Source organism: Acinetobacter sp. YH12205, from assembly GCF_013418125.1.
Lineage (GTDB): Bacteria > Pseudomonadota > Gammaproteobacteria > Pseudomonadales > Moraxellaceae > Acinetobacter > Acinetobacter towneri.
In genome coordinates this window covers 62,236-75,105 of sequence record NZ_VPCQ01000009.1, presented here as the reverse complement: position 1 = coordinate 75,105, position 12,870 = coordinate 62,236, and the positions used below count along the sequence as shown (strand labels likewise).

The following is a 12,870-nucleotide window of genomic DNA, read 5'->3' as shown; positions in this document are numbered from 1 at the left end:
GCATGTTCCGCGTCCTTGCAATACTGTGTTTACATACAGTCTATCGCTTAGCGGAAAGTTCTTTTACCCTCAGCCGAAATGCCTGCCGTTGCTAGACATTGCCAGCCAGTGCCCGTCACTCCCACTCTATTGATGTGTGCTTAAAAAACAGGAGGGTTTAACTTGGTAAACTATACATACTCATTAGGAGTTTACCATGAGCAAGAAACAGAAGACTTACACCGCAGAATTTAAAGCTGAAGCCATAAAAGCCATTGAAGAGAACCAAGGTAATGTATCGGAATCCGCTAGACAACTTGGCATTTCAATGCAAACCCTTTCGAACTGGAATAACAAAGCAAAGGCTGGAACTTTAGCAGGCACAAAACAGTATTCGCCCGATCTAAACGCCTTACTCGAAGAAAATAAGAAGCTTAAACAACAGCTCAAAACAGCTGAAATGGAACGTGAATTTTTAAAAAAGGCAGCAGCGTACTTTGCCAAAGAAAGTCAGTGAGGTACGCCTATATGAAATCGCAAAGCCACTTATTTCCGATTATTTTAATGGCTCGATTACTTCGTGTATCCGTTTCTCGCTTTTATGATTGGCTAAAGCGAGGCATGAGTAAAAGATCAATTCAGCGAAATCAGCAGACAATTTTGGTCAAAATAGCCCATGAAGAAACCAAACAAAGCTATGGCTATGTTCGATTAACCAAGCATTTACAAGCGCAAGGTATCAAAATAAGTACGTATGCTGTGCGCCAAATAAAAAAATCAAATCAGTTGTATTGTAAGCGCCATAAGCGTTTCAAAAGAACCACGAACAGTGATCACAACCGTTCTATTTATGACAATTTACTCAAGCAACAGTTTTCAATGACGAAGCCTAATCTTGCGTGGTCGAGTGACATTACCTACATTTGGACGGCTGAGGGCTGGTTGTACTTGGCAGCTGTCAAAGATCTTTACACGAAACAGGTTGTTGGCTATAGCTTAAATGAGCGCATGACAGCCAAGCTTGTTTGTGATGCATTGAATATGGCTATTCGCAATCAGAAACCTGCTAAAGATCTCATTGTACATTCAGATAGAGGCAGCCAATATTGCAGTAATGAATATCGAAACTTACTTGAGAAATTTGATTTTCAGGGTTCAATGAGCAAAAAAGGCGACTGCTTTGATAATGCACCGATAGAGAGTTTCTGGGGCATACTCAAAAATGAACTAGTCCATCATCGCAACTACAAAACAAGGGAAGAAGCCAAAGCGGATATTACAAAATATATAGAGTTATTTTATAATCAGCGAAGAATTCAAAAAGGCTTGGATTTTAAGACACCAAATCAAATGGCAGAAGACTTTTATCGGTTAGCTGCCTAGAATCTCCCAAGTGAAAGTCTCCTGCTAATTCAGCACACATCACTGTTGATAAATTTTCTAAACAAAAAGGATCAAACTAATCTATAAGCTTTGTGGGTTAGAAAAAAAATAACTCACTTTGCATTGATCATATTTAAATTCTTGTTTTATCCATAGCACTAACCTATTAATTTTAAAAAATAATAGGTACTGGCTAAATAGCAAATCGATACATATCTTTTTCATAGAGGAAATATGATTTTAGTAAGTTCTTGTCTGGCTGGCTTAAAGGTACGTTATAACGGGACGCATAGCTTAAACGAAAAAATCGAAAAATTAGTCAAAGATGGAAAAGCTACTATGGTATGTCCAGAGATTCTTGGCGGTTTATCAACACCACGCGAACCTGCCGAGATTTCGGGAGGTAATGGCGATGATGTCTTAGATGGAAAAGCCTGTGTAATTGAAAAATCAGGAAAGGATGTGACTTCAATCTATATTGAAGGGGCATATAGAACTTTAAAAAAAGTTCAATTATTAAAAGCTACTCTGGTAGTGCTTAAAGAAAATAGCCCTTCATGTGGTAGTTCAATGATTTACGATGGTCAATTTAATGGGAATAAGATCTATGGCAATGGAGTTACCTCCGCTTTGCTTAAACGTCATAATATAAAAGTCATTTCAGAAGAAACTTTTTGGCAACTTTTACCCTAGTTCCTCCGCTTTTATTTAAAATCTTCATGCAACTCCAACCACGCCCCCCTTTGCAATATCAAGTCTCTTCGGTATTTAGAGATATAGTGAGGTAATAATCTAAGAAGCATATCCATTACTTCCACATCAGTTAAAAAGTAGTGGTTCAATTTTATGCTGTAATTCTTTAACAATTTTAGCAAGCTGATCATGTAAAACTAACCAACATTGCTCATGACCTTGCCCAATATATTCATCTATTATGAGTTGCAAAATGTCTTGATCTATCTGACTTAAGAATTCTAAAAACCATGTCGCAGCAACATCCTTGGCAACTATTGTTTTATGATCTAATGTATAAGCTATACGGCATAGCGCTAAAATTTGATTACATTCATCCTGATCGTCTTTCCAATGAGCAATAATTTGTGGATAAGTTTTTTGCATGGCAAATATTAATTGTTCATAGCTAATTGGATTTAACCAATCGCAAATATCAGGTCCAAAGATAGTAATGTTATGTAATTGGGCAGTTTTAAGTAAAATACTAATATCTGGATCAGATTGACTATAAAGTAATTCACCTTTGAGTAATTCTTCTCTCAACCACTCGCCATATTGTAGCTGATATGTATATGGATGATTTTTATTGGTAATACTCCCTTTTTCTAATATCGTAATTTCTAAGGCACGCGCTGTAGCATGACCAATCGGAACAGATATATTTAGAAAATTCTGCGCTAATTGTTTTCTTTCCTGATCGGTAATTTCACGTTCAATAATAACTAAAATATCAAGATCACTTTTATGTTTTAAACCACCATCAACATACGAACCATATAAATAAATAGCATAAAGCTTATCTTTAAAATTTTTTTGTAAAAGCTGTTTTACACTTTCAACTTGGCGACACTCTTCATCATTTAAGCTTTGCATATGATTTTTAATTTAAAAAAATAAGTAATGAATTCATAGAGCATTATACAGAATAAGTGTAAATAATTTAATCAATTAGTAAATAACATACTATTTTTACAATATATTTACTTTCAATATAGAGTTTAATACATAAAACTCTATCAATCAAAAAAAGCTTGAAACAACATCTGAATAGTAAGAGTCATTTCCTCCTCACTTAGAGATGGATCCGGAAATTTGAACAACTCCTATAAGTGATACTCTGCTCCTCAAATGATGTTATAAACATCAATATATGGAGTATTTTATGGCACGTAGACCAAGAAGAAATCATTCAAACGACTTTAAGGCTAAGGTAGCACTTGCTGCGATCAAAGCAGAAAAAACACTTGCTGAATTGAGTTCTGAGTTTGATGTTCATCAAAACCAAATTATTGACTGGAAAAATCAATTGATCTCAGCTTCCTCACAAGCTTTCGATCAATCAAAAGCTCCATCAGAACCTCCCATTGATCTTAAAAAGTTACATGCAAAAATCGGTGAGCAGGCATTAGAAATTGATTTTTTAGAAGGTGTGTTGAAGAAACTGGGCCGCTTCAACCACAAAAGTTAATCGATCACTCACTTCAGATTTCAGTATCTAAACAAGCTAAGTTACTGAAAGTCTCTCGTGGTTGTTATTATTATCGCCCAAAACCTGTTAGCTCATCAGATCTGAAGCTGATGCGATGTATTGATGAATTACATATGCAATATCCTTTTGCAGGCAGTCGTATGATGCGTGATTTGTTGAATCGTCAAGGGCATCATATAGGACGACGTCATACACGTACTTTAATGAAGAAAATGGGTATTCAGGCGTTATATTGCAAACCAAATTTAAGCCAGGCTAATCAAGCTCACCGTAAATATCCATATCTGCTCAAAGGATTGGCTATTCAGCGCAGTAATCAAGTGTGGTCTACTGATATAACGTATATCCCTATGGCAAAAGGCTTTGTTTATTTATGTGCTGTGATTGATTGGCATAGCCGCAAGGTACTTGCGCATAGGGTATCGATTAGTATGGAGGTGGATTTTTGTATTTCGGCTTTAAATGAAGCGATTGAAAAATATGGATCACCTGAAATATTGAATACAGACCAAGGCAGTCAGTTCACCAGTGATGCATTTATTGATGTATTGAAATCAAATGGCATTCAAATCAGTATGGATGGTAAAGGTCGATGGGTAGATAATGTGATGGTTGAACGATTATGGCGGAGCGTTAAATATGAAGAGGTGTATCTCAAAGCTTATAGCAGTGTCACAGATGCGAAAAAGCAATTGAGTGCATATTTTGAGTTTTATAATCTGAAACGACCTCATTCGAGTCTAGACAAAATGACACCAAATGAGTTTTACTATGATCAGCTACCCCAACAAAACAAGGTGGCTTAACTAGAGCGGAATATCACTTATAAATACGCTTTTAGTTGTTCAAACAAGTGGAACCACCTCTGTTTGTAATGATATTTTATAAAATTCAATATTAGATCTGCAGAGAAAAACTTATCAAACTAAGTATTGGCTAGTCTTTTTCTTCGAAAAACTTATCAAACGAAGTATTAAGTTAATCTTTTTCTTCAACTTCTTCCTTAAACTCAAACAAATCATTCATCGTACAGTTAAAGTACTTACACAACTTATCGGCGACTGGTAATTCAATACGTACAGCACGGTCATAATACATACTTGTGAGCGTGTTGCGATTGATACCTGTTGCATGCACCACTTCACTTAATTTTAAAATTTTTCTATCGCCCATGAGGCTAGATAACTTACAAGTAATCATATTTAAATTAATTTACAAAAAATAACTTGCTGTGGGTTATTTGAAGTTGTTGACTGAGTAATACTTTGCTAAAATTAACCTACAGCAGGTTATTACAACTTATAGAAAGTATATTTTATCCATTTCAACTAAATTATAACTTTTTAAATATAAGGATTGAACCTGCATTAGATTATTTTGTGGAGATGACCGCCGTGTTACCAAATGAGTTATTGATCAGCCAGCAAGCTCGTGACTTAGGAAATCAATTAATTAAAGAAATGAACATCAATAGAAGTTATGGAATGGCTAATTTTCTTGGAGTAAATACTTGCTATGATAATCATCAGGCTGTACTTATTTGGACATTTCAACTGCTTGAAAGGGAACCTGCCTTAAATGAATTAGCAGAAATTAAAAAATATTTTCTTTTAATCTTTCCAGATAGTGTTTATCAATTAGCCTAAGTTGTTTTTAAAATTAATTTATTAAATAAAAAGCACTAAATCAAAGAAAGCTTTATTTAAAAATACCTATTAATTCAAAAACATACCATTTACTGAATATATGAAGCATAGGTTCCTGCTCTATCACTCACTCGTACTAAAATTACATCGCTCTTTTTACTGATACTAAACAATTTATGTCCACGCCACGTTCTGCGGCTTCGAGGGCTAGTTTTTGTTGAACCACTGAGAACAAGGACAACAAACTGCCTACTATATTTTCCCGGAGAGTGGTGTAGGAACTTTTTCATTATTGCTAATCATATCAGCGACAACATCAGCAACGAGCTCCTCTATTCCTGAGAATGCTTTAGACTGATCCGCATCAAGCCAAGACAATGATGGAAACTCAGCACATCATTCGTTTAAGACCTATTTTAATGACGGCACTGGTCGCAAGTTTAGGTTTTATTCCAATGGCGTTAAACACTGGAATTGGTGCAGAAGTACAACGACCACTAGCAACAGTTGTTATCGGCGGTATTGTATCTTCTACAATTTTAACTTTGTTTGTATTGCCTATTTTATATCAATGGGCGCATGGCTCTGAGAGTAGCAAACAGCAATCCGACGAAATTTAAAATCAAAAAAAGCAGCTTAATTACTAGGTTATGCCTAATTAAGCTGCTTTTAATATTGTATGCCCAACATTTTATTGATAAAGCTTACTGCGCTTCATCCCGACAATTTTCATTTAAAAACTCAAACTCTATCGTTGTATGCGATAAATGATAGGAAGATAATTTAGCTGCAACTTCTTGTTTAAGCCTAATTAATTCTTTAACGTCAAAGTTGTCACTCAGCTCAAGGTGCGCTGTTAAAACGTGACTTTCACCATCTAGTGACCAAAAGTGCATGTGGTGGATACCATTAACTTCAGGAAATTCCATTAGTGATAGTTTAATACGCTTTTGAGTCTCTTTATCGGGTGCAGCTTGAAGAAATAAAACGAGTGTTGATTTCAGGTTTTTGAAAACATTAAACAAGATGAACAGCGTGAACCCTATTGATAAAAGGGGATCTAATATCGGCAGTTCAGCGAACAACAGTACGATAGAGACTATAAGAACGGCAACCCATCCAAGTACATCTTCAAGAAGGTGCCATGTCAGCACTTTCTCATTTAATGTTTCACCCGCTTTTAATTTTAATACAGCATATCCGTTAACGGCAACGCCGAGTATCGCTAGCCCTAACATCCCCTCGACTACAGGCATTTCAGGATTGGACAGCTTTGGAATTGCTTCAAATAAAATCCAAATTGAGCCAATGATTAAAACAATACTGTTTATCAATGCGCCAAAGAGAGTAAGTCTACGATAACCATAACTAAACTTATCTGATGCTTCTTTATCTGAAAAACGACTTAAAATCCACGCAAAACCTATTGAAAGACTATCACCAAGATCGTGAACTGCATCTGCCATTATCGCCGTACTGTTAGTGAGCCAACCACCTATAAATTCGATAATAGTGAATGTCACATTAAGGAAAAATGCCCAACCAATACGGTCATCTTTACCATGTTGATGACTATGATTATGGTTGTGCATTTTGTACCTCTAGTACTTTTCTATTTCTTAGTTTTGATACATTCATATTAATCAAGTGACGTATCAAGCGTTGATATATCCAGCGTTTGAACCCCGACAAGTTAGTCCCTTTTTCGAGATAGAACTCATCAGGGGAATCATAAAGCCCAAAGTCATCATGAATACCTTCTTTTTGAATATAGGTATTTTCTCCACGCCAATCTGTATCTGGTGATGAAAAGCACTTTGTTGCAACACCATAACCACAAAAATCATCTTTTACTTGGTCAAATTTCTCCTGTAGAGAGCTTAAGTATTGCTCATCCAATATAAAGCCCTCTAAGTTTATCCAACGCCCTTCAAAGTAAACTTCTACCCAACTATGAATGATGTATTTAGGTGCTAACCAAAATACATAGCTTGGGATAGCACCTTTTTGTAGTTGCTGGTCTATGGTAAACCCATGAAATCGGCATTGAATGCCTAGTCCACGCAATAGTGCCATTAACAGATTACCCTTAGTATTACATTGTCCATAACCATCTGCTAGCACATCGCTTGCTGCAATATCATCGCTTTCATTATAACCAAAGAAAATCTCATCTTTTACAAACTGATAAGCGGCACCAATTTTGTTGAAGTTATCCAAGTTTTTCCACCTACGTTGATCGATCAAGGATTGGATATCTTTGTGTTCAAAATTAACGATATTCGTATTGTTTAAATATTTCTCAGTCATTTTTTATATATCCTTTTCGTTGCATACTTATACTATAGACTCTATAGTAACTATAGAGTCAAATGTCTGGGGGAAATTGATGAAAATAGGCGAATTGTCAAAAAAATCGGGCTGTTCAATACAAACGATTAGATATTATGAAAGAGAAGGATTACTGTTAAATCCAAATCGTTCAGAAGGTAATTTCAGGCTGTATGATAGCAAAGCACTTAAACAATTGGAATTCGTAAAGCATTGTCGCAGCCTAGATATATCACTCAATGATATTAAACGTCTTATCGAATTAAAAAATAAGCCAGAAGAAAGCTGCTCTAGCGTTAATGCATTAATTGATCAGCAACTTGCACTAGTGAATAAACGCATGAAAGAATTAAGGGCGCTTAAAGCTGAATTACAACAAATGGCTAGTGCTTGTGGTTCGAACAACCCAACATACTCATTATATTCTGCTGACCATGTAACACGGCAAGTATATTGTTTACTATCCATTTGAAACCCCATAATGTTTTAAGTCTATGTATAAAAGTACGATTTTCACTTAGCAGTACTTAAATAATCACCCCACCACTGCATCATTTCAGTCCGCTGGGCTAAATAGTCAGCGTGATTATAGCTGGCACGGGTACGGTTCTTATCAATATGTGAAAGTTGTGCCTCAATCCAGTTATCCTGGAACAAACCTGAGTCATTCAAAATGGTACTAAAAGTGGAACGTAGTCCATGAGAGGATAATTGATGTTTTCCATAGCCCATCTTACGTATAGCCATATTTAATGTATTAAAATGAATCGGTTGATTATGTTTCCGTGGGCTAGCAAAAATGTACTTTTCACCGTATGACCATTGCATGACGTCTTTTAAAATATCTAAAGCCTGATCTGAAAGTGGAACTAAGAAGTCGGGAATCTCATGGCCTAATATGACTTTTCGTCGAAACTGTTTAATATGCAAGGCAGGTATTTTCCAGACTTTTTCATTTAAATCAAAATGATGAGGCTCAGCCAATAACAATTCAGCCCCTCGCACGCCAGTATGTAATTTGAACAGCAGTGCTTTTTTAATAATCGGATGGGCATCCAATTTTTGTAATTTATACTTAAAATCAGATATATCCTCCGCTTTCAAATACGGATAATTTTTCTTGATTTTACTGTTAATGGCGATTTTATTTAAACCATGCGCGATGTTGAATTCACAATAACCCATCGCTACAGCGTAGTCATAAATTTGGTTCAAATAACTACAAGCTTTCTTGACAGGTTCTTTTACTTGGCGTCCCTCTATTTTTTTGATTACTGAAACCAGGTCATAACGCTTGATGTTTTGAAAAGGTAGATCCTGAAGGTCTGGATAAATATCTTGCTGTAAGCATCTTTCTGCTAACTGTAGTACACCACAGCGGGGTAGATCGTTGAAGGCATTTTTCAGTTTGAACTGTAACCACTCCTCCCCGACCTTACCAAAGGTGATGACATTAGAGGCAGTATCTTGTTCAAAACAGAAATCATTGTCTTTAAAGTCATCTCTGACTTGTCGTGCCTTTTTCAGCGATAAATCAGGATAACGACCTAACTGAATGCGTCGACGTTTTTTAGTTTGTGGATCTGTATAGCGATAGCACCAAGATTTTCTTCCACTCGGCTCAATCTTCAGGCTAAGCCCATCTTCATCGGATAAAAAACTGGTTTTTTCCTTACAATGAGCTTGGCGAACTTTAATTTCAGTAAGACTCATGGAATTTAAATGAAACCTAACAATGGGTTGATTGGATCAATTATATCAAAATAGAACGCTTTATGTATGATGCGTACACTACGCATCATATAGATTTGTAAAGTATTGTTTTATAAATTTATTATTCAATATACTTTAATTTTAGTAACCAGTAGGAGTACCACTTCTTTTTTAGTTCTCAAATATCACGTTTTTTTTGACGCAATGATTCTATCTCGGACTTCGTCAGCTGTTTTACGAGAGATGAGGATATACTTTACCTCCCACTCTGTGAGCCTTTCAACGTCTCACGGCTCTATTTAATGTTATTGAATAATCAATGGATACCAGTAAAGCCTTTTAGGTCTGCTATTGTTTCTAATACAATAGTCTCCACGATCAAGGATTGGACTCAATGCATATTCCAGCATAAACCTACCACCTATTCCTATTCGCACCCTACCACTCATTCCTATTCCAAATCGGCCACTTAGGGTTTATTCAGTAATAGAATTTAAAGGCTTTATTGCCCAAACCTATATTCTTAAAAGCTTATTCAGCAATATAATTCTTAGATAAATTGCATATTCTTATCGTAAAGGACACTGATTCTTCTTTCATTTGGACAGTTACTATGAATTCACTTCCGTCCTAATAATCTGCCCCAAAAGCTTTTTGGCTTCCGATTCGGATCGGCTTTGTTGCACAAATACCTAAGAATATGATTTTATTAAATTTATTCTTAGGTTGAAATTTTCACAAACCTTTAAAAATCAGTGCCTTGCAAAATGTTTATGCAACAAAGCCTATTTAAATCGGCAACTTGAACATATTGATAAGTTAATAAATAATCACATAGATCAAGATCCAACATTGAAACAGGATTTGAAATTACTGCAAACTATTCCTTCAATCGGTGAACGATCAGGCTTATTACTGTTGGGGTTATTTCATTCGCACAAGTTTGAAAAAGCAAGTCAAGCTGCTGCATATGTAGGTTTGGTTCCAGTACATCAGTTGTCTGGCAGTTCAGTCAACAAGCAAAGTCACTTATCAAAAGCAGGTGACAGTAAAATACGCTCAGTATTGTATATGTCGGCATTAACAGCGATTAAATATAATCCACACATTGAAGCTTTATATCAACGATTATTAAGCCAGGGTAAAAATAAAATGTGTGCTTTAGGTGCTGCAATGCGCAAGCTTATACATCTGTGTTATGGCGTTTTAAAACATCAGACTGCCTATCGAAGAGATTATTTAGTGGTCGAATAATCTCAAAACCTGATTGACTACCAAGACGGTATCTCAGGTCCCGAATTTATCAGTCACGAATTTGTGCGCTGGGCTACTGAGCACGGTATTCGTATTGAATATATTCAACCGGGTAAGCCACAGCAGAATGCGTATATTGAACACTATAATCGGACCATACGTTATAGTTGGCTGAGCAAGCATTTATTTGATACTTTGGATGAAGTACAAGATTATGCAACAAACTGGTTGTGGCATTACAACCATGAAAGACCACATCAAGCTAACAAAGGAAAGCCACCTCTAATGGCTGCTTAACCTCTACTTTTAACTTCGGTTATTTATTGAAGGATTACCTTAAAAACTATTAATGTAGCTCCATTTTAAATAAAGAACCGCTTTTTTATTCAAAATAGGGTAGGAACGACTTTAACTAAATCAGTAAGGAATACTTAATGAAATATATCTAATCTCACCTATATTGTTATATGAAATATATATTGTAAATGGAATATCTTCAATTTTCCATTTTTGGCTTCTAACCACGCCATCATCATTCTTAATAAATAATGGCACTCCTAACATATTTTCAATTTCAGCTTTATTCATTGAAAATTTTAAATTAAATGGCAGTTCTTGTTTATATTGAGAAAAGCCTTCCACACCATCATTATAAAAAAATATAGTCGTTAAGTATATTTTTTCACCAGTTATGGGTTTGTCCTCCTGATTTAAATAAAAAGACTCATCAGTAAATATAAAACCCAATCCCTCATCATATTTACTAATATAAAAATTATACTCATCCAATAAATCACCATCTTCATCATAAATTGGTAATTTAATTTCCTCTTGACTTTTCACAAATTGATTTTTAACAAAAAAATCAACTAATTTTTCATCAATATTTGACTTACCCAACAGTGATATTAAATGATCAATAAACTTATTTGTCATTCTTTCTCGCCTCCTCATCCATAATATTTTTCAAAAATTTATCATAATCAGCATTATTTTTACAGCTCAATGTAGTACATGCTTCTTGCAACTTTGTAACGTACTCAGGCGTTAATTTTTTTGCATTATCTATCATTGCCTCAGAATCCCTAATTTGTGCTGCTTGTAAATCATTTGCATCATTTTCAATGAGTCCTTTATTATTTTTTCCTGCATAGGTTGGACCTGCGGCATGCACCTCATTTGGTACAGTTACACTCATTCCTTCATTAATAATACGATTTTTCTCTGCTTGAGTTAAGGGCGCTTCCTTTAAGTCTTCAGCTCTCTTTAATAATGCAGCTTTAGACGGCTGATGATCTCTAGCCACGGTTCCATCTCCAGTGACTTTCTTTTGATTTCCATAATTATCAACCCATCCCACATCAAGAGATTGCTTTTGATTTATTTCAATATCAGCATCTTTCCCCTTAGTGACACCTTTACCTACTCCAGCACCTACAACTCCAGCCACAGCATTAATTAAATATTCTGCACCTTGTTTATTTTTTTCAATTTCATTTGCAAATTTCAATTCATCTAATTTATTTTCAGATGTTGAGGCTTCAATTTCTTTAACTTTCTCTGAATTAGTCCAATTATTAATCGTATTTGAATTGGTAACATGAGCGGCGGCAGTTAATGATGTCGCCAGCGCATCAAATCCTTGAGCTATTTCAGCTCCTACCGCACTATCTAAAGCTAAAGATTTTCCTGTCTCAATTGCTAAACGGACTGGGCCTGAAATCATTAGTCCTACCGCAAGTTGAACAGTACCTAAATCAACTCCAGTATCTTCACTAATCTGCTTTATATTATTTCCTAAATCAGCAATATTGCTTAATATCGTCATACCAACTGTGGTTTGGGTCGTAACTTTTGTCTCAATGTCAGTTCCTTTCGCATAAATTACTTCTTGTTCATTTACGCCTATTTTAGGTTGTTTAAAAATCGTTTCTAAATCAACACCAGATTGAGCTAATGTATCTAGTTGACTCTGAATTTCACTAAACTCTTTTGCTGCATAGAAAAAATCTAATTTAGAAAATAAAGCTTCAACTTCTTTTGGCTCTATCCCTCGTTTGAGCAATTCACTTGCAACTTTGTCACCAACTACACCCGTTTCTTTATATTCACTTGGTAAATTGTAAAGCCTTGCCTGAATATTATTTAGTGTTTGTAAAGCCTTATCTTTATACTCACCCGCTGGTAAGGCTTGTGCTAAATTTTCTGCACTTTGACGGAAATTCTCTGGCAAATCCTTCTGTTCTTGAATAATCTCCTGTCGTCCAGCTTCTGTCAGTAATCGATGATCAATCGTTACTGAACCATCCAGCATACCTGTGGTCTGATCACGAGTAATTT

The 12,870-nt window shown here is 35.5% G+C and carries 12 protein-coding genes and 5 pseudogenes; 8 read left to right on the top strand and 9 right to left on the bottom strand.

The genetic code is table 11. The features are described from left to right. The first annotated feature begins 196 nt into the window (after positions 1-196). Positions 197-1,362 (top strand): IS3 family transposase gene (locus FTU92_RS11940; RefSeq protein ID WP_119285041.1). Its coding sequence is split into 2 segments (ribosomal slippage): positions 197-455 and positions 455-1,362, totalling 1,167 coding nucleotides; the frame shifts between segments, so codons are not numbered across the junction. 234 nt (positions 1,363-1,596) lie between these two features. Further along, positions 1,597-2,055, top strand: a complete 459-nt coding sequence (locus tag FTU92_RS11935) for a DUF523 domain-containing protein (RefSeq protein ID WP_077170035.1) — start codon at positions 1,597-1,599, stop codon at positions 2,053-2,055. A gap of 126 nt (positions 2,056-2,181) precedes the next feature. Here the strand turns inward: FTU92_RS11935 and FTU92_RS11930 are convergent, their stop codons facing one another. Next, the gene (locus FTU92_RS11930; RefSeq protein ID WP_038350081.1) at positions 2,182-2,970 is read right to left on the bottom strand and encodes an aminoglycoside adenylyltransferase domain-containing protein; all 789 of its coding nucleotides are present in this window, start codon (positions 2,968-2,970) and stop codon (positions 2,182-2,184) included. A gap of 277 nt (positions 2,971-3,247) precedes the next feature. Here FTU92_RS11930 and FTU92_RS11925 point away from each other — a divergent pair. Further along, positions 3,248-4,392, top strand: a protein-coding gene (locus tag FTU92_RS11925) for an IS3-like element ISAba14 family transposase (RefSeq protein ID WP_099046175.1) whose coding sequence is annotated in 2 segments (ribosomal slippage) — positions 3,248-3,512 and positions 3,512-4,392 — 1,146 coding nt in all. Because the reading frame shifts where the segments join, the coding sequence is not laid out codon by codon here. A gap of 172 nt (positions 4,393-4,564) precedes the next feature. Here the strand turns inward: FTU92_RS11925 and FTU92_RS11920 are convergent. Beyond that, complete coding sequence (locus FTU92_RS11920) at positions 4,565-4,786, bottom strand: helix-turn-helix transcriptional regulator (protein WP_004658364.1); 222 nt, start codon at positions 4,784-4,786, stop codon at positions 4,565-4,567. A 194-nt stretch (positions 4,787-4,980) separates the two neighbouring features. On the opposite strand from FTU92_RS11920, the gene FTU92_RS11915 reads away from it, so the two are divergent. Then, on the top strand, positions 4,981-5,232 hold the full coding sequence (locus FTU92_RS11915; protein ID WP_004658363.1) for a hypothetical protein: 252 nt from the start codon (positions 4,981-4,983) through the stop codon (positions 5,230-5,232). Between the two features lie 252 nt (positions 5,233-5,484). Here FTU92_RS11915 and FTU92_RS11910 read toward each other — a convergent pair. Further along, a pseudogene (locus FTU92_RS11910) lies at positions 5,485-5,628 on the bottom strand (antitoxin HicB); the annotation flags it as partial. Here FTU92_RS11910 and FTU92_RS11905 point away from each other — a divergent pair. Beyond that, positions 5,628-5,852, top strand: a pseudogene (locus FTU92_RS11905) (efflux RND transporter permease subunit); the annotation flags it as partial. The pseudogenes FTU92_RS11910 and FTU92_RS11905 sit on opposite strands and share 1 nt — an antisense overlap. Before the next feature lie 84 nt (positions 5,853-5,936). Here FTU92_RS11905 and FTU92_RS11900 read toward each other — a convergent pair. Together FTU92_RS11900 and FTU92_RS11895 are read right to left on the bottom strand one after the other, a co-directional pair. After that, positions 5,937-6,824 (bottom strand): cation diffusion facilitator family transporter, encoded by an 888-nt coding sequence (locus tag FTU92_RS11900; protein WP_127800877.1) that lies wholly within the window; start codon positions 6,822-6,824, stop codon positions 5,937-5,939. Further along, entirely contained in the window at positions 6,811-7,542 is a 732-nt protein-coding gene (locus tag FTU92_RS11895) for a transglutaminase family protein (RefSeq protein ID WP_005245162.1), read from the bottom strand. Before FTU92_RS11895 ends, FTU92_RS11900 begins: the two co-directional genes overlap by 14 nt. 79 nt (positions 7,543-7,621) lie before the next feature. Between FTU92_RS11895 and FTU92_RS11890 the strand changes: the two genes are divergently transcribed. Beyond that, the gene (locus FTU92_RS11890; RefSeq protein ID WP_005245163.1) at positions 7,622-8,035 is read left to right on the top strand and encodes a Cd(II)/Pb(II)-responsive transcriptional regulator; all 414 of its coding nucleotides are present in this window, start codon (positions 7,622-7,624) and stop codon (positions 8,033-8,035) included. Between the two features lie 41 nt (positions 8,036-8,076). Here FTU92_RS11890 and FTU92_RS11885 read toward each other — a convergent pair whose 3' ends face one another. Next, complete coding sequence (locus tag FTU92_RS11885) at positions 8,077-9,276, bottom strand: integrase arm-type DNA-binding domain-containing protein (RefSeq protein WP_005245164.1); 1,200 nt, start codon at positions 9,274-9,276, stop codon at positions 8,077-8,079. 185 nt (positions 9,277-9,461) lie between these two features. Next, positions 9,462-9,563 (bottom strand): annotated as a pseudogene (locus FTU92_RS14185) (recombinase); the annotation flags it as partial. A gap of 490 nt (positions 9,564-10,053) precedes the next feature. On the opposite strand from FTU92_RS14185, the pseudogene FTU92_RS11880 reads away from it, so the two are divergent. Next, positions 10,054-10,530, top strand: a pseudogene (locus FTU92_RS11880) (transposase); the annotation flags it as partial. A 33-nt stretch (positions 10,531-10,563) separates the two neighbouring features. Next, a pseudogene (locus FTU92_RS11875) lies at positions 10,564-10,827 on the top strand (integrase core domain-containing protein); the annotation flags it as partial. Positions 10,828-10,947: 120 nt separating this feature from the next. Here the strand turns inward: FTU92_RS11875 and FTU92_RS11870 are convergent. Both FTU92_RS11870 and FTU92_RS11865 read right to left on the bottom strand, forming a co-directional pair. Beyond that, positions 10,948-11,466, bottom strand: a complete 519-nt coding sequence (locus tag FTU92_RS11870; RefSeq protein ID WP_179989170.1) for a hypothetical protein — start codon at positions 11,464-11,466, stop codon at positions 10,948-10,950. Continuing rightward, positions 11,456-12,844 carry a hypothetical protein gene (locus tag FTU92_RS11865; RefSeq protein WP_179991388.1) on the bottom strand — a complete coding sequence of 463 codons (1,389 nt, stop codon included), beginning with the start codon at positions 12,842-12,844 and terminating at the stop codon, positions 11,456-11,458. Before FTU92_RS11865 ends, FTU92_RS11870 begins: the two co-directional genes overlap by 11 nt. Positions 12,845-12,870 lie beyond the last annotated feature (26 nt).